Source organism: Kitasatospora sp. NPDC005751, assembly GCF_040630835.1.
GTDB lineage: Bacteria > Actinomycetota > Actinomycetes > Streptomycetales > Streptomycetaceae > Kitasatospora.
This window is the reverse complement of the sequence record NZ_JBEXYC010000064.1, coordinates 1-18,859: the sequence shown is the minus strand read 5'-3', so window position 1 is coordinate 18,859 and position 18,859 is coordinate 1. Positions and strand designations below refer to the sequence as shown.

The 18,859-nt window shown below is 74.3% G+C and carries 14 protein-coding genes; 6 read left to right on the top strand and 8 right to left on the bottom strand.

The genetic code is table 11. From position 1 onward, the window contains the following. Nucleotides 1-489 precede the first annotated feature (489 nt). Nucleotides 490-1,740 carry a histidine kinase gene (locus ABZ497_RS32205; protein WP_359810525.1) on the top strand — a complete coding sequence of 417 codons (1,251 nt, stop codon included), beginning with the start codon at nt 490-492 and terminating at the stop codon, nt 1,738-1,740. 48 nt (nt 1,741-1,788) lie between these two features. Here ABZ497_RS32205 and ABZ497_RS32200 read toward each other — a convergent pair whose 3' ends face one another. From ABZ497_RS32200 to ABZ497_RS32165, 8 genes are all read right to left on the bottom strand, one after another. Further along, a complete protein-coding gene (locus ABZ497_RS32200; protein WP_359810561.1) occupies nt 1,789-2,904 on the bottom strand; it encodes a serine hydrolase domain-containing protein in 1,116 nt (371 codons plus the stop codon). A 210-nt stretch (nt 2,905-3,114) separates the two neighbouring features. Further along, nucleotides 3,115-4,260 carry a serine hydrolase domain-containing protein gene (locus ABZ497_RS32195; protein ID WP_359810523.1) on the bottom strand — a complete coding sequence of 382 codons (1,146 nt, stop codon included), beginning with the start codon at nt 4,258-4,260 and terminating at the stop codon, nt 3,115-3,117. Nucleotides 4,261-5,259: 999 nt separating this feature from the next. Beyond that, the gene (locus ABZ497_RS32190; RefSeq protein WP_359810520.1) at nt 5,260-5,562 is read right to left on the bottom strand and encodes a hypothetical protein; all 303 of its coding nucleotides are present in this window, start codon (nt 5,560-5,562) and stop codon (nt 5,260-5,262) included. 16 nt (nt 5,563-5,578) lie between these two features. Beyond that, a complete protein-coding gene (locus ABZ497_RS32185; RefSeq protein ID WP_359810518.1) occupies nt 5,579-7,357 on the bottom strand; it encodes a methyltransferase in 1,779 nt (592 codons plus the stop codon). 237 nt (nt 7,358-7,594) lie between these two features. Continuing rightward, nucleotides 7,595-8,776: a 4-hydroxybenzoate 3-monooxygenase gene (locus ABZ497_RS32180; protein WP_359810515.1), complete on the bottom strand. Its 1,182-nt coding sequence runs from the start codon at nt 8,774-8,776 to the stop codon at nt 7,595-7,597. A gap of 237 nt (nt 8,777-9,013) precedes the next feature. Next, nucleotides 9,014-9,298 (bottom strand): pyrimidine/purine nucleoside phosphorylase, encoded by a 285-nt coding sequence (locus ABZ497_RS32175; RefSeq protein WP_359810513.1) that lies wholly within the window; start codon nt 9,296-9,298, stop codon nt 9,014-9,016. A 151-nt stretch (nt 9,299-9,449) separates the two neighbouring features. Continuing rightward, complete coding sequence (locus ABZ497_RS32170) at nt 9,450-10,178, bottom strand: class I SAM-dependent methyltransferase (RefSeq protein ID WP_359810510.1); 729 nt, start codon at nt 10,176-10,178, stop codon at nt 9,450-9,452. A gap of 344 nt (nt 10,179-10,522) precedes the next feature. Next, entirely contained in the window at nt 10,523-11,473 is a 951-nt protein-coding gene (locus ABZ497_RS32165; protein ID WP_359810507.1) for a hypothetical protein, read from the bottom strand. A 394-nt stretch (nt 11,474-11,867) separates the two neighbouring features. Between ABZ497_RS32165 and ABZ497_RS32160 the strand changes: the two genes are divergently transcribed. From ABZ497_RS32160 to menC, 5 genes are all read left to right on the top strand, one after another. After that, the gene (locus tag ABZ497_RS32160) at nt 11,868-13,649 is read left to right on the top strand and encodes a penicillin-binding transpeptidase domain-containing protein (protein ID WP_359810504.1); all 1,782 of its coding nucleotides are present in this window, start codon (nt 11,868-11,870) and stop codon (nt 13,647-13,649) included. 151 nt (nt 13,650-13,800) lie between these two features. Continuing rightward, entirely contained in the window at nt 13,801-15,519 is a 1,719-nt protein-coding gene (locus ABZ497_RS32155) for a helix-turn-helix domain-containing protein (RefSeq protein ID WP_359810501.1), read from the top strand. 244 nt (nt 15,520-15,763) lie between these two features. Then, entirely contained in the window at nt 15,764-16,846 is a 1,083-nt protein-coding gene (locus tag ABZ497_RS32150) for a M20 family metallopeptidase (protein WP_359810558.1), read from the top strand. Further along, on the top strand, nt 16,843-17,688 hold the full coding sequence (locus tag ABZ497_RS32145; protein ID WP_359810498.1) for a GNAT family N-acetyltransferase: 846 nt from the start codon (nt 16,843-16,845) through the stop codon (nt 17,686-17,688). The genes ABZ497_RS32150 and ABZ497_RS32145 overlap by 4 nt, the downstream gene beginning before the upstream one ends. Further along, nucleotides 17,685-18,788 (top strand): o-succinylbenzoate synthase, encoded by a 1,104-nt coding sequence (gene menC / locus ABZ497_RS32140; RefSeq protein ID WP_359810495.1) that lies wholly within the window; start codon nt 17,685-17,687, stop codon nt 18,786-18,788. Before ABZ497_RS32145 ends, menC begins: the two co-directional genes overlap by 4 nt. Nucleotides 18,789-18,859: the final 71 nt, after the last annotated feature.

Below are 18,859 nucleotides of genomic sequence, written 5' to 3'. Positions count from 1 at the left end.
GCCGTTCCCGCTGCCCGGCCCCCACCGGGCAGCGCGGACGGCCGTTCTCCTTCCGGGAGGACGCGGGGGCGACCGGTGCCCGCAGGGAGGCCGGCAGGCGTGGCCTCGCGATGGTCATCGCCGCCGACACCATGACGTACTCGGACATCTCGTTCTCCGGCCGTGCATCCCCGCCCCGATGTCGACGCGTGCGTTCTGCTCGACGCGGCGCGGTCGGCACACCCCGTCCCTTACCCCCTAGCGGCGGGGTCGCGCGGGGGCCCGGGGGCCGCCGCACGGCCCCGACCAGGACCAGGGGCCCGGTCCGGGATCGGCCCCCGGTACCGGTTCGGGGCCGGGAGCCGCTGCGACAATGGGACCACCGACGCCCCCGGAACCGCAGGTCACCACAGGTCACCGCAGGTCACCGCAGGGGACGGCGCACGGACGACGGCTGCGGCGGACCCGCGAGGGCCGGTCCGCCCGGCCACGGAAAGGACCACCACCAGCATGTCGACGCACCACCGGCCCCCGCCGCCCTCACCGGGAACCGACGGCCTGCCCTGGACGGCCAGTGACGCGCTGGTGGCCGTCGCGGCGGCGGTCCTGGACCTCCTCGGTTACTCGATGGGCGGGCCGGACGGAAGCCGGCCGATCGCCCTGACCGCCGTGGTCCTGCTCGTCCTGGGAGCGGTACCGCTGCTCACCAGGCGCCGCTACCCGCTGGCGTCGCTGTCCGGCGTGCTGGTCCTCGGCCTGGCGCTGAACCTGAGCGTCGCGGTGCCGCAGCACTTCAACTGCGCGCTCTGCGTCGCGCTGTTCGCCGTGGCCCGGTCCCGGGGCATCGCGGTGGCGGCGCCGGCCGGCCTCGTGGCGGCTGCGGTGCCGCTCCTCGGGCGGGGGCACCCGTGGCCCCCGCCGGTCTCCGGAGTGGCGGTCAACCTGCTCGCCGCGGCCCTGGTCGTCGCCGCCGCCGAGATGCTGAGGCGCTGGCAGCACGAGGTGGAGGTCAGGCGCCGGCTGCTGGCCGACCGCGCGGTGGCGCAGGAGCGGCGCCGCATCGCCCGGGAGCTGCACGACATCGTCGCGCACCACATCACCACCATGCAGCTGATGGCCGGCGGTGCCCGCGCCCACCTCGACCGCGACACCGAGGTGGTGCGCGACGCCCTGGTCACCCTGGAGGGCTCCGGCCGGATGGCGCTGCGCGAGATGCGCCACCTGCTCGACGTGCTCCGGGCCGGCGACGAGCCGGACGACGGGGGCCCGACCGCGCCGCAGCCCGGGATCGGGCACCTCGGCGGGCTCGTCGAGGAGTCCCGCAGGGCGGGTCTGCCCACCGGGTTCACCGTCCGGGGCGAGGAGCGCCCGCTGCCGCCGAGCACCGGCCTGGCGGTGTTCCGGATCGTCCAGGAGGCCCTCACCAACACGCGCAAGCACGCCGGCCGGGCCCGGGCGAGCGTGGAACTGACGTACCACCCGGACCGGATCACCGTCGAGGTGACCGACGACGGCGCCGCCACCGCACCGGCGGACGCCCTGGAGGGTGCCGGAGCGGGGACAGGAGCGGGGGCAGGAACGGGGGCCGCCGGGCCCGGGCCGCAGGCGGGCCGCACCGGGTACGGACTGATCGGCATGCGCGAACGCGCCGCGCTGCAGGGCGGCAGCATGGTGGCGGGCAGCGTCGACGGGGGTGGCTTCCGGGTGCTGGCCACCCTGCCGGTCGCGGCGGTCGGCGGCGGAGCGGAGGAGCTCGACTGACGGCCCCGGCCCCTGAGCCAGGGGCCGCGGGGCCGTCAGCGGGGCGGGTCAGCGGCAGAGGGCCGCGTCCAGGGCCTCCGCCATGTGCTGCGCGCCGGTCGCGCCCGGGACGGCGGTGACGGTGATGGTGGCGGCCCGCCCGTCGTCGGTCACCCCGCCCCTGGTCCGGTAGCCGGGAGAGGTGCCGCCGTGGCCCCAGGCGAGGCCGCCGCAGGAGAGCGGCTTGCTCTGCAGCCCCAGTCCGTAACGGACCCCCGGGCCCAGCAGTTCGGCGGGCACGGTGGTCCGCATCTCGGCGAGCTGGGCCGGCGGCAGGAGACGGCCGCCGAGCAGCGCGGCGAAGAACGCGTTGAGGTCGGTGTTGGTGGAGACGATCCCCCCGGCCGCCCACGCCATCGAGGCGTCCATCTCGGTGTAGTCGACCAGCGGCGCGTCCGGCGAGCCGCGGAAGTAGCCGTGCGGGTGGGCCTCGTGGACGGCGGTGTCGCCCGGGGCGGGGAAGTAGGTGTGCCGCAGGCCGACGCGGTCGATGACGCGCTTGGTGATCACCTCGCCGACGGGCCGTCCGGTGACCTTCTGGACGAGGAGCCCGGCGACCAGGTAGTTGGTGTTGCTGTACTCCCAGCTGCTGCCGGCGGGGAAGCGGGCCTTCTGGACGAGGGCGCCGTCGAGCAGCTCGCGGGGCTCGAAGTAGCGGTACTGCACGGTGGTGAAGTCCGCGAGGGCGGGCGCGTCCATGTAGTCGGGCAGGCCGCTGGTGTGCTGGAGCAGCTGGCGGACGGTGATGGCGCGCCCGTCGATGCCGTCGCCGCGCAGCAGGCCCGGAAGGTAGGTGTCGACGGACGCGTCGAGGCCCACCTTCCCCTCCGCGACGAGCTGGAGGACGACCACGGCGGTGAAGGTCTTGGTGTTGCTGCCGGCCCGGATCTGGCCGTCCACGGGGACCTTGGCCCCGGTGGCGAGGTCGCCGACCCCCGCGGTGTAGTCGCGGGTACGGCCGTCGCGACCCTTCACGGCGGCCAGCGCGGCCGGCAGCCCGTCCTCCTTCACCAGGGCGGTCAGACTCGACTGGACACTGTCGGGCCGGCCGCCCGCGAACGCCACGGTCGGCGCCAGCGCTCCGGCCACCACGGCACCCGCGGCCAGGGCGATCACGACCGCCACCGCCCGGTGCCGGCCGCGGCGGGTCCGGCTCTGCGGGACGTACTCGCTCACGATGGAACTCCTCTGCTGGGAATGCTGGGGGAACTGATGGGGGACCGATCAGGTGGCCGACGGGGCGCGGGTGCCGCACGCCGTGGCGCGCGGCACCCGCCGGTCATGCCGGACATGCCGGACATGCCGGTACGGACGCTCCGGTCCGGCCGGGGAGGGTCAGCGGCACAGCGCCGCGTCCACCGCGGCTTCCACGTGCTGCCCGGTCTCGCCGCCCGGGATCATGGTCACCGCGAGGCTGACGGCCCGGCCGTCGTCGGTGGCTCCTCCGGCGGTGTCGTAGCCCGGGATGGTCCCGCCATGGCCCCAGGCCACGCCGCCGCACGACAGCGGCCGGCTCACCAGGCCCAGTCCGTAGCGGGCGCCCGGAGCGACCGCGTCGGCGGCCACCGTGGTCCGCATCTGGGCGAGCTGCGCCGGGGGCAGCAGGCGGCCGCCGAGGAGCGCGGTGAAGAAGCGGGTGACGTCGCTCGGGGTGGAGACGGCGGCGCCCGCCGCCCAGCCCCAGGACGGGTCCAGCTCGGTGTAGTCGCGGAGCGAGCCGTCCGCACCGCGGTGGTAGCCCTTGGGGTGGGCCTCGCGGATGCCCATGTCCCCCGGAGCGGGGACGTAGGTGTGCCGCAGGCCGATCCGGTCGACGATGCGCCGCCCGATCTCCTCACCGAGCGGCCGCCCGGTGACCTTCTGGATGATCAGACCGGCCAGCAGGTAGTTGGTGTTGTTGTACTCCCAGCTCGTCCCCGGGGCGAAGTGGGCCTTCTGGCCCAGCGCCGCGTCGAGGAGTTCACGCGGCTCGTAGTACCGCGTCGGGTCGGTGAGGATGGCGTCCTTGTCCACGTACTCGGGCAGGCCGCTGGTGTGCTGGAGCAGCTGGCGAACGGTGATGTGACGCCCGTCGATGCCGTCCCCGCGCACCAGGCCCGGCAGGTAGCTCTCCACCGGGGAGTCCAGGCCGACCTTCCCCTCCGCGACGAGCTGGAGGACGACGACGGCGGTGAAGGTCTTGGTGTTGCTGCCGATCCGTACCTGGCCGTCCACGGGGACCTTGGCCCCGGTGGCGAGGTCGCCGACCCCCGCGGTGTAGTTGCGGGTGCGGCCGTCGCGGCCCTTCACGGCGGCCAGCGCGGCGGGTACTCCGTCATCCTTCACCAGGGCGTTCAGGCTCGACTGGACGCTGTCGGGCCGGCCGCCCGCGAACGCCACGGTCGGCGCCAGCACCCCGGCCGCCACCACACCCGCGGCCACCGTGGTCGCCACCCAGCGCCGACCGTGGCGGCTCCGGCTCTGCGGGACGTACTCGTTCATGGAAGGACCTCTCCTGATCGATGGCACCGGTGGTTCCCGGCTTGCTCAAGAAGACCATTCAGGGACAGCGGAGTTCGTCCGCAGCCAGGACGAACCGCAGGTGGGAGCAGGCTCCGGGCGAGCGGTCCCGGCCAGGACCTTGGTCCTGGGACCGACGGGAACTGACGTGACGTCAGCAGGTCCGGGCGGGAGGGACATCGGCTCGGAGCGCTCCCGGGCACGGCACCGGTGGCGAGGCCTCCAGGCCTCGCCACCGGACCTTCACCCGAGCGCGTCGACCCCCGGCGCGGCCGGAAGTCCGGTCGACCCGGCGGACGGTTCGGCGGACGCTGGAGGTCCAGGACCGCTCCACCCTCCGCAAGCTCCCCACGCTCGGTGTCGGCCGGGCCCCGGCCGGCGGGCCGGGCGTCCTTCCTCGGCCCGGCCGGCTGAGGCCGCGGGGCGGCACACACGGTCCGGCGGAGTCCCAGCGGTGGCCCTCCGTGGAGCACCCGCCACGGAGCCGGTACGAGCGTTCGGACGAACACACGGAACTCCGGGCAACCCCTGGACGCCGCGCATGCGGAGCGGGTAGAAAACGCGCAGGGAGCATTTCGCCGCCGTCCGCGGAAACAGCGCAGACCGCGTCGGGGCGACGCTCACCCACCTGCTTCCGCACTGCGCGGTACCGAGCATCCGCAGGCCGTACGGCTCGACGCCGACCCTCGACGTCGACGCCCGCGGCCGCCGACATCACCATCGCCTCAATGCCACCTGGAGCAGCACGTGCGCAACCGGCAGACACTCACCGGCGCCGGCCCCGCCGCCACGCGGTCCGTCCCCGCCGTCCCCTCGACGCTTCGCCCCGTCGCCACCGGTTCACCGGCCGCGTACCGGCCCCTGAGCACGCCCATCCCGAGCCTGCTCCTCAAGAGGATCACCGCCGGTGCCCGCCGCGTCGCCGGGCACCCCCGCGAAGCGCACTGAGCCCCCGCACGCCGCACCGCCCGGGGTTCTCCATCAGCGGGGCGTAGGCCGCGAACAGGCCGCCGTCCCGGCCGGACCGGTCGCGGCGTCCACGCCGGCCGGACCGGCAGTCGGTACGGGAGGTCCGGCCTCCGGGGTGCCGGAACACGGCCCGAACACCGCCGCCTGCGGGAACGGCCGTGTTCCAGCACCCTCGGACGTGCTTCGGACCGCGGGCACCAGTCCGAGCAGCTCGCCCAGCCGGCGGAGCGTGACGGGCGACGTCAGACGCAGGGTGGCGAGGTCGAGGCCCTCGTCACCCAGGACCGTCAGCAGGGCCCGATCACCGGTCGCCATCACCCCGCCGCGACCGTCACCCGGCCGTCAGACCGCGCGGGGCCGGCACCCCGGCCTTGCGCGCGTGCAGCAGGGTGCCACCGAGCGGCAGCGGCGAGTCGTCGACGAGTTCGAGGCCCGCGTCGGCCAGCAGCCGGGCGAAGTGGTCGGCGCGGCGTTCGCGGCCGCCGGTGTTGCACATCATGTGGAGGTCCCACGCGGTGGCCAGCGAGGTCGAACCGTCGGCCGGCAGGACCCGCTCGACGATGAGCAGGCCGGCGTGCGCGGGCATGGCCCGGGACACGTGGCGCAGGATGTCCCGGCAGCGCTCGTCGTTCCAGTCGTGCAGGACCCGGGAGAGCAGGTACACGTCCGCGCCCGGCGGCACGTCCGCGAAGTCGCCCGTGACGTACGTGCACCGCTCGCCGCAGCCCGCCGCGTCCAGCTGCCCGCGGGCGGCGGCGACGACGTGCGGGCGTTCCAGCAGGACGCCGCGCAGTCGGGGGTTGGCGGCCAGGACGCGTCCGAGCAGCTCGCCCGTCCCGCCGGCGATGTCGACGACGGTACCGGGAACGGAGGCCCGGCCTGCGGCCAGGATCGCCGGATGTGCGGGGACCGGCTCGAACATCCGGGTACTCGCGACCATCGAGCGGTCGAACTGCTCGGCGAGTTCGGGGTCGCGGGCGAAGTGGTCGAAGTGGTTCTCGCCGAAGAGGTGGTCGAAGGCGGCCTCGCCGGTCCGCACGGTGTGCTCCAGTTCCGCGAAGGAGTGGTAGAACGGGCCGCCGTACATCAGTGCCAGCGGCCGCATCGACCCCGGGGCGTCCGCCCTCAGGAGCGCCCCGGTGCCGGTGAGCCGGAAGCCGTCCGGGTGCTGCGCGACCACGTCCAGCATCACCAGGTAGCGCAGGAGGGTCGCGAGGCTCTGCGGGTGAGCGCCGATCCGGTCCGCCAGTGCCTCGGCGCCGGCTCCCGTGCGGGTGTCCAGGGCGTCGGGCAGCCCCAGCCGGGCGAACACCGCGAGGGCCTGGGTCGTCCAGGCCCCGGTGAGCAGGTGCAGCAGCGCTTCCGCTTCCCGGTGCGGATCGGCGGGCCCGTCCGGGCGGTCCTGCCCCCGGTCCTCGTCCGGCCCGGCGGGGTACCGGCCCAGGTGCGCGGCCAGGGTGTCCGGGTGGGCGCCCGCCACGTGGAGTTCCAGCCGCCGGTACCCGGTCCGCGACCCGGCCGGGGCGGTGAAGTACAGGACGGTGCCGTCCTCGTGCGGGTTGTAGCCGCCGCCGTCGGGGCTCGCGCCGTGCCGGGCGAGCAGCGCGCACAGGCCGTCCAGCACCAGTGGGTCCGCGGACTCGACCTCGAAGGCGAGGTGTGCCTCGTGCTGGGCGACCCGCTCGTGCGCGGCGAGCGCGGCCAGGCCGGAGCCCGGCGGGACGGTCAGCGCGAACACCTCGACCACCCGGCGCTCACCGAGCGGGCCGCGCAGCGGTGGCCGCAGGATGGCGACGTCCAGGCCCGCCGGGTCGTGGCCGTGCCGCAGCGCGAGCCGCTCGCGGACCACGGTGCTGGGCGTCGACGGTACGTCCACGGTCAGGTCGCAGGCGGCCAGTTGATCGTGCAGGGCGTCCTGGTCGGACGGGAAGACCAGGACCGCGGCATGGGCGAAGCGGCAGTGGTCCGCCAGTGCCCGCAGCCGCGGGCCGGGGAGGCCGGGCAGCAGGAGGCGGAGCAGCGTGGTGCTGTCGTGTTCCCGGACGAAGGTGGCCGCCGCGAGGAGGCGGGTGACATCGTCGGCGTCCGGGGGCGTCATCGTGGTCGGCATGGTGCGGTTCCTTGTCCGGGTGTTCGGGAGTCCGGCGGGCAGCGGGCAGCCGACAGCCTCCGGCCGGCTCGGGGCCGGGCGGAGCGGGGCGGGCGCGGCGGGGCCGGGCACAACGAGGTCGGGCGGAGCGGGGTCGGCCGGAGCGGGGCCGGGCGGAGCGGGGTCGGCCGGAGCGGGGCCGGGCGGAGCGGGGTCGGCCGGAGCGGGGCCGGGCGGAGCGGGGTGGAGCGGGAGGGCTCAGACGCCGGTGTAGCTCTCGGCGAACCAGTCCTGGTGGGAGCGCGAGGTGCGCAGGGATTCGAGGCGCGAGCGGCGCAAGGATTCGTGGAAGAACGATTCGCCTATGGGAGCGGCGGGCTCGCGGTGGAGCAGCCGGATCATCCAGAGCGAGAACTCCTGCGCCCGCCAGATGTGCTCCAGGGCCTGCCGCGAGTACCGGTCCAGCGCCTGGGAGTCGCCGTGCGCGAGGTCGGCGATCAGGGCCCGGGCAAGGAGTTCCGCTTCCAGGACGGCCAGGTTGGCGCCCTTGGCGGCGGACGGGCTGATCAGGCTCGCGGCGTCCCCGGCCAGCAGGAGCGATCCGTGGCGCAGCGGTTCGATGACGTCGGACTCGAAGTCGACGACCCCGCGTCCGAGGATCCGGCCGCGGTGCAGTGGTCCGTGCTCGGCGGCGTACATCCGCGTTTCGAGTTCGTCCCAAATCCGCCCGTCGGACCAGTCTCCGGTCGCGGTGCCGCGCTCGCACTGCAGGTAGTAGCGGGTGACCTCCGAGGTGCGGGCCATGTGCCCGGCGAAGCCGTGGTCGTGGACGGCGTAGCCCACGGCGTCCAGGCTCGGCGGCGCCTCGGCGAGCAGGCCGAGCCAGGAGATCCCGTGGTCCCGGTGGTGGCGTACGGTGCCGGGCGGCAGGGAGCGCCGGGCCGCGCCGTGCCGGCCGTCGCAGCCGGCCACGTACCTGGCCTGCCACCGGGCGAGACGGCCGTCCGCCTCCCGTACGGCGACGGTGGGGCGGGTGGTGCCCGTGTCGTGCACGGCGAGCGCCTCGGTCTCGAAGTGCACCCGCCCGCCTGCCTCCAGGAAGGACGTCAGCAGGTCGGTGACCAGGTACTGCTGGGGGTAGACGGTGTGCGGTTCGCGTCGGCCGAGGTTGCCGTAGTCCAGGCGGAAGCGGCCTTCGGCGGTGCGGAATTCGCAGGCGCCGTGCTGCTTGCCATTGCGGTGCAGGCCTTCGGCCAGGCCGTGGCGGTCCAGGATCCGCAGGGTGTTGGGTGCGAGGAAGCCCGCGCGCGCCCGGGTCTGTACGCGGGTGCGGTCGGTGCGTTCCAGGACCACGCAGTCGATCCCGCCGCGCTGGAGCAGGTTGGCCAGCAGGAGACCGGCCGGGCCCGCCCCGAGGATCACGACATCGGCCGACTGCACTGCTGTTATATCGCTCTGACTGTTCGTCACAAGAAGTGGATCATAGTCACCGATCTGCGACCGCCATGGCGCCGGTAACCCGAATTGGCCAATAGGATGACAATCTTTACGCCAGCCACAGAAATCGGCGCGTGGCCGTCATATTCGCCGTCGCGAGGAAATCGTGCGGCAACGGCGGCGCCCCCGGGGGAGGGACCGCCGTTGCCGCTCCTCCGGAACGGGTGGTCCGGGGCGGTGTCAGTCGCGGTACTCGCAGAGGTAGGCCGTGTCGGCTTCGACCTTGAGCTGGAACTTGCTGTCCGCCGGGACGTCGAAGCGCTCGCCGGTCCGGAAGGTCTCCCAGCCCTCGGCGCCGGGCAGCCTGACGGTCAGCGCGCCGTTGACCACGTGCATGACCTCGCGGGCGGCGGTGCCGAACTCGTACTCCCCGGGGGCCATGACGCCGATCGTCGCGGGACCGTCCTCCGTGGTGAAGGCGATCGACTTGACCGTGCCGTCGAAGTACTCGTTGACCTTGAACATGGGGGTCCTCCTGGGAGACGGGCGGAGCCGGGCGGCCGGCTCGTCGCGCCGGCACCCGGTGGGCAAGGCTAGCGAGAGCGGCTGTTTCTCCGAGAAGGCGGGGTGCCCACGCGCCCACGGCCCCCACCCGCAGGTGATCATGCCCCCGGAATCACTGCTCGTGGCACCGGCGTGCGAGATGGACGGTGATGTCGGCGGCGATCTCGACCGTCCCGGGCAGCACCCGCAGCAGCCGGCCGAACAACAGCTCCCGGTCCCCCGGCGCCAGCACGAGGTACGCCGAGATCGTCGACAGCAGGCCCACGTAGTCGCCCGCGCTCATGCTCAGGCGCCGTTCGATCACCGACTGTCGGACGTCGGTGAACCATGCGGACCGCCGCAGCTCCGTACCCGGCCACCGCATGTCCGGCTCCTCGTCCGGGGGCGGTACGTCGTCGCGGTCCAGGAACGGCGCCCGCGCGGCGCGCACGGCTTCCTCCACCGCCGGGTCGACGAGCTCGGTGGGCCCGCCGAACGAGGCGAACACGCCGCCCGGCTCCAGCAGCGCGGCCATGTGCGACCACCGGCCCTCCGGCCTCGTCCAGTGCAGCGCCGCCGCGGCGTAGACCAGTCCGTAGCGCTCCCCCGGCCGCACGTCCTCGAACGCGGCCCGCACCGTCCGGACACCGGCCGGCACGTGCTTGCGCAGCTCGGCGAGCATGCCCTCGTCGGGCTCCGTGGCGGTGACCGTCACGCCCGGCCGGGCGAAGAGGCGGGTTGCCTTGCCCGTCCCGGCGCCGATCTCCAGGGCGGTCCGCACCGGCCGGCCCGCGTAGGCCGCCACCAGGTCGAGGAGTTCCTCGGGGTACCCCGGGCGGAACCGTTCGTAGGCTTGCGCCACTGCCCCGAAACTCAACGCACGACCAGACATGCCGAGATCCTGGCACGCGCCGCGCCGTCGGCGCACGGCTTGTCCGCGCGATCCGGCCGCCCGGCAGTGGCGGCCCGAGCGGAGTGGGGCCTGCCTCGCCGAGGTGCTCGGCAGCTTCCGGCGTGACGACCTGCCGGGGGGCGGGTGTGCTACCAGGTGACGGTGTCGTAGATCTCCTTCTTGGCGAGAGTGATCCAGATCGCCTCGGGGTCCCTCTTCGGGCACCGACATGAACATCTCCCCGGCGGGCCGGGAACGGCGGCGCCCCGGAGGGCGGGCGCCGTCGTCGGCGCCCGCCCTCGGGGGCCGGTGGGTCAGTCCCAGGGGTTGGCCGACTGGCCGCTGATGGCGGTCCAGAAGCGGGTGTTGGCGGGCAGGGTGCCGTTGGCCCACAGACCCCAGCCGGTGCCGTCGTGGAACTCGGCCATCCGAAAGCCGGCGCCGAAGGCGGTCGCGCACTTCTGGTCGGCGACGGCGCGGCTGGTCAGCTCGTAGCCGGGCAGCGCCGGGGTGACCTTCACCTCGCCGCCGGCCCAGCTGTGGAAGCCGCTGGTGGGGACGCCCGCCGGAGCGGGGCGGCCGTCCTGCCTGATGCAGAGCACCGGCAGCACGGCGTTCGCCGCGGTGTCACCGTTGTACGGGTCGCTGTTGGTCAGGTTGTCGAAGCCGACGTGCACCACGTTGTCGGCGCGCTGCTCCAGAGTGCCCCAGGTCATGCCCTTGTGCTGGCCCGGAGGAGCGTGGAAGACCGCGTCGTAGGTGCTGCGGTAGACGTCCCACTGCTGGTAGCTGCCGCCGTCACAGCCCCTCAGGACCAGCTTCCAACCGCCGAAGGTCTTGCGCGAGTTGTCCAGGCAGGTCGAGGTGGCGACGTTCTTCAGCCGCACGCCGACCAGGTCGTACAGGGCCGGCTCGGCCTCGAACGGGGTGATCTCCCACTGCTGCTTGGTGTAGCCCGCCACGCAGCCGGTGGTCATCGGCAGGTCGTCGGCCGTCAGACAGAGGACGCCGTCCGGGCTGCTGGTGGTGACGGTGAACCGCTCGGGGTAGCCCGCGACGCGCTTGATCACCCACATGCCGGGGTTGTCGGACGGCGCGCAGGGGTGCATGTCCTGGATCCCCGACCTCGCGTCGGGGCAGCGCTGGGAGTACTGGTTGAACAGGACCGACGCCGGGGTGTCGGCGGACGCGCCGCCCGGCAGCAGGAGCAGCCCGGTGAGGGCGAGCAGGATCGCGAGCAGGGTACGCCTGAGGGATACGAGCAAGAGTGCCTCCGGAAGCCGTCGGTACGGGGAAAGCCGGATCCTGCGCGGAACGCCCCCTTCGCAGTGGCCGGCCACTCGCCAGTTTGTCCGTACGCCGCCAAGGCCGATATCCCAGCCTTCTGGGATACCCGCTGGACGGCGACCGGTGCCGCACGGGCCCCGCGACGCCACCCGCGGACAGGCCTCGCCACCGATCGGCCGCGACACCCCGAGGGCCCTCTGGCGACACCGATGGCGCCCTTGCGCATACGAAGGGAGGCCTCCCCGCCGCCGGTCACCGAGCCCGGCCCGCCTATGCTGGACGCCGCCCGAGCCGTCCGGCCGCCACGGCGGCCAAGCGGAGCGGAACGACGGGGGAACGGACCCGTGACCGGGGACCAACGGGGGGAACGCAGTGCCAGCAGAACACGAGGAATCCGGCGCGTACGCCGACGACCACGGGTCGGACCCCGAGGCCATCGGGAACCCGCCCAGCCACACCGAGTACCCGGACGACGCCGAGGACATCGAGGACGAGGAACCGCCGCGCCGCTCCGCCGCACGCCGGGTCTGGCAGGGCGCGCTGGCGGCAGCCGTCGTGGGGCTGCTGGCCGCCGGCGGGTACGGGGCCTACAACGTGGTGAACGCCGTGACGGGCAACGGCCCGGCGGCCGGTGACCACCAGGAGTCCCCGGCCGCGGCCGCGTCGGCGCAGCCGGCGCCGACGGCCGCGGAGGCCGACGCGGTGGCGAAGGACTTCCTGGCGGCCTGGGGCCGTGGGGACGTCACGGCCGCGGCGGCGCTCACCGACCGCCAGGAGACCGCGCGGACCGCCCTGGCGGCGTTCCGCGACGCGGTGAAGCCGCGCTCGTTGACCTTGGCCGGGACCGGCCCGGTGGCGTCCGCGACGCCGAGCGAGCCCGCGGTGGGCTTCCGGGCGAAGGCGGAGTTCGAGGGCACCGCGGAGGCCTGGGAGTACGACAGCGCGCTGACGGTGCTGCGGGCGGCCGACGGGCGGGTCGCGGTGCGCTGGTCGCCGCACGTGATCCACCCGCATCTCGACGCGGGCGAGACGATCGGCATCAAGCTCCTGCCCGATCCGGTGGCGAAGCCGGTCGACCGGAACGGCAAGCCGCTCGACGCGTTCCCGTCGCTCAGGAGCGTGCTTCCCCAGATCGCCCCGGCCCAGGGCGGCTCCACCGTCGACGGGCAGGCCGTGGTGATCTCCGACGGCGGCGCGAAGGCACCGGAGCAGCTGTTCGTGCTCACCCCGGCGAACGCGCCGGAGATCAGGCTCACCCTGGACGCCGGCCTCCAGCAGGTGGCCGAGGAGGCGGTGAAGAAGCAGGCCGCGGGCGGCAAGCCGGCCTCGCTGGTCGCCGTCCAGCCGAGCACCGGCCACATCCTCGCCCTCGCCTACTCCTCGCCGGACGGGTTCAACCGCGCGGTCGGCGGCGGGCAGCCGCCGGGGTCCACGATGAAGGTGATCACCTCCGCCGCCCTGCTCCAGGCCGGGGTCGGGCCGGACACCGTGGTGCCGTGCAAGGAGACCACCAACTCCCCGCGCGCCTGGCACAACGACGAGCCCGGCGACTTCCCCGGCTACACCCTGACCGACGACTTCACCCGCTCCTGCAACACCGGGTTCATCGACAAGGGCCTGGAGAAGCTGCAGCTCGGGACGGTGCCCGAAGTCGCCCGCAACCAGTTCGGCCTCGGCCTGGAGTGGCACATCGGCATCCCGAGCAGGGACGCCACCATCCCGGTGCCGAAGAGCAAGGACGAGGCGGCCGCCACCTTCATCGGCCAGGGCCAGATCCAGGTGAACTCGCTGCTGATGGCCTCGGTCGCGGCCACCGTGCAGAGCGGAACGTTCCGCCAGCCCGTCCTGGTGCCGGACGCGAAGCGGGTGACGGCCCCCGGCAGGCTTCCCGAGGGCGTCGCGCGGGACCTGCGGGCGATGATGGCGAAGACCGCGACCCAGGGCACCGCGCGGGCACCGATGTCCGGACTGTCGGGGCGGATCGGCGCCAAGACCGGCACCGTCGAGGCCGGTGCCGGCAAGGGCACCAACAGCTGGTTCATCGCCTACCGCGACGACCTCGCGGTGGCGGCCGAGGTCGAGGGCGGCGGCCACGGCAACAGCGCGGCCGGCGTGGCCGCGGCCGAGGTCCTGAAGGCCGGCGGCAAGGGCTGACACCGTCGGTCGGGCCGGTGCCGGCACCGGACCCGTCGAACAGCCCTCCCCCGCGTTCGTCCCGGGCGACGAACGCGGGGGCTTAGCCTTGTCCGCGGGTACCGAGCCGGGGGCGCGGTCAGGCCCCTAACCTGCGGAGATGATCAGGCACATGGCGACGCACTCCGCCGGCGGCCTGGGCCGGGTACTGCGGGACCTCGGCCCCACGCTGCTCGACCTGCTGCACGGCGACGTCGGCCTGGCCCCGGAGATCGGCGGCGTGGGGATCCACGACCCGTACGACGAGCAGCAGTACCCGCCGCGGGCCATCGTGCTCGGGGCCGGCGTCCGGGGCTCCGAGGAGATCGTCCGGCTGCTGCACGAACTGGCGACCCACCGCGTCGCGGCCCTGGTCGTACGGGGGCCGGTCGGGGGCGGGCCGGTCGGGGACGGGCCGGTCGGGAGCGGGCCGGTCGAGGACGGCGAGGCACTCGCGCGGGCGGTGTCCGAGACCGGGATACCCCTGCTCGCCCTGACCCGCGGCGCCTCCTGGGCCCAGTTGGCGGCGATGCTGCGCACCCTGCTGGCCGAGGGCGACATCGGGGACAGCGGCGGGCAGACCCTGGGAGGGGTGCCCTCGGGCGACCTGTTCGCCCTGGCGAACGCCGTCGCCACCCTGCTGGACGCGCCTATCACCATCGAGGACCGCTGCCAGCGCATCCTGGCCTTCTCCGGCCGCCAGGACGAAGCGGACCCCGCCCGGGTGGCCACCATCCTGGCCCGCCAGGTACCCGACCGGTACGTGCGGCTCATGGAGAGCCGCGGCGTCTTCCGGGAGATCTACCGCAGCGAGGACCCGGTGCGGATCGCACCGGCGGCGGTCGGCGAGGGCGAGACGGCACTGCCGCGCGTGGCGATCGCGGTACGGGCGGGCGACGAGGTGCTCGGCTCGGTGTGGGCCGCGGTCCGCGAACCGCTCACCCCCGCCAGGGAGGCCGCGTTCAAGGACGCCGCGAAGCTCGTCGCCCTGCACATGCTGCGCCACCGCGCCGGGGCCGACGCCGAGAACCGGCTGCGCACCGACCTGGTCACCACCGTGCTGGAGGGCGGGGCCGGCGCGCCCGACGCGCTCGGCCGGCTGGGACTGGCGAACGAGCCGACCCTCGTCATGGCCCTGGGGCTGGCACACCGCCCGGGTGAGGACCACGCCCACGTCACGGCGGAGCGGCAGCGCCTGGCCGGCGCGCTGGCCATCCACCTCACCGCCGTCCAGCCGCGTTCGGCGGTGGCCCTCCTGGGCGACGTGGCCTACGCGCTGTTCCCGGTGCGGGGTGAGGCGGCCCATCGGCGCGAGCGTGCCGTACAGGTGGCCTCGGACTTCCTGGAGCGGACCGGGAACCGGACGGGCGCGGTCATCGGCATCGGGTCGGTGGCGGAGGAGTCCACCACCCTGGCGCGGTCCAGGACGAACGCCGACCGCGCGCTGCGGGTGCTGTTCGAGCGGCGGTCGGGCGCGGGGGTCGCGTCGATCACGGACGTCAACACCGACGCGCTGCTGCTGGAGCTGCGCGACCTCGCCGCCACCCACGGCGACGAACTGTCCGCGCCACTGGCCCGGTTGGTGGCCTACGACGCCAAGCACAACGCCCACCTCGTCGAGACACTGCGGGCGTGGCTTGACGCCTTCGGCGACGTGATCGCCGCCTCGGCGAGCGTGTACGTCCACCCCAACACCTTCCGCTACCGGATCCGCCGGGTGGCCGAGGTGGGGTGCCTGGACCTACAGGACCCGGCCGCCCGGTTCGCGGCGATGCTGCAACTGCGCCTGATGCCCTCGCAGCGCGGTGGTGCGGACCCCGCCTCAGGAGCGGGCGCCACCGGCTCCGGCTGACCGCCCGGGCGCCCGGGCGCTGCCGCCTCCGGCGCCGTGGCCGGCGCACCGCGGCGTCCGGGCTCTTGGGTCCCGCGTACGAACGGGCCGTCCACGTTGTGACGGGACGACGAACGCGCGGCCGTCGGCGTTGCCTAGCGTGGGTGTCACCCCACCCCAGGAGGACCCTCCCGTGCCGGCCGACCTCGGAACCCCGCCCCTGCCCGCGCCCCCGCCCGCATACCTCGCGCCGGAGCTCGACGCGATGCTCGCCGACCTGGAAGAGCTCGTGACCTGCGAGTCGTACTCCGCCGACCACCAGGCGGTGGCCCGCAGCGCCCGGGTCGTCGCCGCCCAGGGGGCCCGCCTGCTCGGCGCCCCCGCCCGGCTGCTGGTGAACGGCGGCGTCACCCACGTCCAGTGGACCTTCGGAACGCCCCGCGTCCTCCTGCTCGGCCACCACGACACCGTCTGGCCGGTCGGCTCGCTCAGGACCCATCCGTGGTCCGTGGCGGACGGCATCGCGCGCGGACCCGGCGTCTTCGACATGAAGGCCGGCCTGGTCCAGATGTTCCACGCCCTCGCCTCCCTCCCCACGCTCGACGGGATCTGCGTGCTCGTCACCGGCGACGAGGAGGTCGGCTCCGCCACCTCGCGCGCCCTCGTCGAGGAGACCGCCCGCCGCTGCTCCGCGGCCCTCGTCGCCGAGCCCTCCGCCGACGGCGGAGCGCTGAAGACCGCCCGCAAGGGCGTGTCGATCTACGACCTCACCGTGCACGGCCGCGCCGCGCACTCCGGACTCGAACCGCAGAAGGGCGTCAACGCGGCCGTCGAACTCGCCCACCAGGTCCTCGCGCTGCAGGACATCGCCGACACCGTGGTCGGGCGGACCGGGCCCGGCACCACCGTCACCCCGACCCTCCTGTCCGCGGGCACCACGAACAACACCGTCCCGGCCCGGGCCGACCTCAACATCGACGTCCGGGTCCCCAGCACCGCGGCGCAGGAGACGGTCGACCACCTCGTGCACACGCTCCGGCCCCACCTGCCCGGCGCGCGCCTCGACCTCCGGGGCGGCCCCAACCGCCCGCCCCTGGACGCCACCGCCTCGGCCGCGCTGTTCACGCTGGCGGCCGAGCAGGCCACCGCGCTCGGGCTCCCTCCCCTGCGGCAGGCCGCCGTCGGCGGGGCCTCCGACGGCAACTACACCGCCGGCGTCGGATGCCCCACCCTCGACGGCCTCGGAGCCGTCGGCGACGGCGCCCACGCCGACCACGAACACGTCCGCACCGCCGAGATGCCGCACCGCGCCCGCCTCCTGGCCCACCTCACCGGAGCCCTGCAATGACCGCGTTCCAGGTACGCGAACTTCACGACCTCAAGGACTTCGAGGACGTGAAGCGCCTCTACGCCGACATCTGGCGCACCGACAGCGGCGGCACACCCGTCCCGGTCGAGGTGATGCGCGCCCTCGCACACGCCGGCAACTACGTGGCCGGCGCGTACCGGGACGGCCACCTGGTCGGGGCGTCGATCGCCTTCCTCGCCACCCCGCCCGGCACCACCCTGCACTCCCACATCACCGGCGCCGCCCCCGGCCGCGGCATCGGCCTGGCGCTGAAGCTCCACCAGCGCCGGTGGGCACTCGAGCGCGGACTGCGGCGCATCACCTGGACCTACGACCCGCTGATCCGCCGCAACGCTTACTTCAACCTCGTCAAACTCGGCGCCCGGCCCACCGAGTACCTGGAGTCCTTCTACGGCCGCATGGACGACGCCATCAACGGCGGCGACGACTCCGACCGCGTCCTGGCGACCTGGGACCTGAGCGCCCCGCCGGTCACCGCGACCGTCGCCGGCACCTGCCCGCCCGTCACCGCGCCGCCCGGCACCGCTCACGCCGTCCGCGACCGCGACGGCCGGCCCGAGACCGGCCCGATCGACGCCGAGTGCGTCCTCATCGACCTCCCCGAGGACATCGAGGCGCTGCGCCGCACCGACCCCGGCGCGGCCCGGGCCTGGCGGCTGGCCGTTCGCCACACCCTGGGCGAGCTGCTCGCCGACGGTGCCCGGGTCACCGGCCTCCACGACCGGCGCTCGTACCTCGTCCGACGCACCGGCGCCACCGCCCCGCGGACGACCCTGACCACGACCCCCACCTCGACCCTCGCCAGGAGCCACCAGTCATGAAGATCTCCGGGATCGAACTCCGCCGGATCCAGCTGCCGCTCGTTTCTCCGTTCCGCACCTCCTTCGGCACCGAGACCGGCCGCGACGTCCTGCTGGTCCGCGTCGAGACCGCCGACGGCGAGGGCTGGGCCGAGTGCGCCGCGATGTCCGAGCCGCGCTACTGCTCCGAGTACGTCGACGGCGTCCAGGACGTCCTGCGCCGGTTCCTCGTCCCCGCGCTGCCCAAGGACGGCATCGACGCCCACACCGTCGGCCGGGTGCTGGAGCCCTTCACCGGCCACCGGATGGCCAAGTCGGCCCTGGAGACCGCCGTCCTGGACGCGCAGCTCCGGGCATCGGGCGAGTCCTTCGCCCAGTACCTCGGCGCCTCCCGCGACAAGGTCCCCTGCGGGGTCTCGGTCGGCATCATGGACTCGATCCCCGAACTCCTGGACGCCGTCGACGGCTACGTCGCCGAGGGCTACGCCCGGATCAAGCTGAAGATCGAACCCGGCTGGGACGTCGAGCCGGTCCGCGCGGTCCGCGAGCGCTTCGGCGACGACCTCCTCCTGCAGGTCGACGCCAACGCCGCCTACACCCTCGTCGACGCCCGGCAGCTCGCCGAACTCGACGCGTTCGACCTGCTCCTGATCGAGCAGCCGCTCGCCAACGACGACCTCGTGCAGCACGCCCGGCTGGCCGGTCTGCTGAGGACCCCGATCTGCCTGGACGAATCCATCGAATCGGCCGCGGACGCCGCGGCCGCCATCTCGCTCGGCTCGTGCTCCGTCATCAACATCAAGCCGGCCCGGGTCGGCGGTTACCTGGAGGCCCGCCGCATCCACGACCTGGCGCGCGCCCACGGCATACCCGTCTGGTGCGGCGGCATGCTGGAGACCGGCATCGGCCGGGCCGCCAACGTCGCCCTCGCCGCCCTCCCCGGCTTCACCCTGCCCGGCGACACCTCCGGCTCCCACCGCTACTTCGCCACCGACATCACCGAGCCGTTCGTCCTCGCCGACGGCCACCTCGCCGTCCCCACCGGCCCCGGCCTCGGCGTCGAACCCCTGCCCGACCTCCTGAAGGAGGTCACCACCTCCACCGAGTGGATCGCCCTGTAACCGAACGCGGGGAGGGTGTCCGGCCGATCGGTCGCGACGACCGGCGGCGGTGGTCCACCGGTTCGGTGGAC

Excerpts from the sequence above, each read along its gene's own strand:
- ABZ497_RS32185 (WP_359810518.1), bottom strand. The coding sequence starts at position 7,357 with ATGCCGACCACGATGACGCCCCCGGACGCCGACGATGTCACCCGCCTC.
- ABZ497_RS32205 (WP_359810525.1), top strand. The coding sequence starts at position 490 with ATGTCGACGCACCACCGGCCCCCGCCGCCCTCACCGGGAACCGACGGC.
- ABZ497_RS32190 (WP_359810520.1), bottom strand. The coding sequence starts at position 5,562 with ATGGCGACCGGTGATCGGGCCCTGCTGACGGTCCTGGGTGACGAGGGC.
- ABZ497_RS32175 (WP_359810513.1), bottom strand. The coding sequence starts at position 9,298 with ATGTTCAAGGTCAACGAGTACTTCGACGGCACGGTCAAGTCGATCGCC.
- menC (WP_359810495.1), top strand. The coding sequence starts at position 17,685 with ATGAAGATCTCCGGGATCGAACTCCGCCGGATCCAGCTGCCGCTCGTT.
- ABZ497_RS32195 (WP_359810523.1), bottom strand. The coding sequence starts at position 4,260 with ATGAACGAGTACGTCCCGCAGAGCCGGAGCCGCCACGGTCGGCGCTGG.
- ABZ497_RS32155 (WP_359810501.1), top strand. The coding sequence starts at position 13,801 with ATGGCGACGCACTCCGCCGGCGGCCTGGGCCGGGTACTGCGGGACCTC.
- ABZ497_RS32150 (WP_359810558.1), top strand. The coding sequence starts at position 15,764 with ATGCTCGCCGACCTGGAAGAGCTCGTGACCTGCGAGTCGTACTCCGCC.
- ABZ497_RS32145 (WP_359810498.1), top strand. The coding sequence starts at position 16,843 with ATGACCGCGTTCCAGGTACGCGAACTTCACGACCTCAAGGACTTCGAG.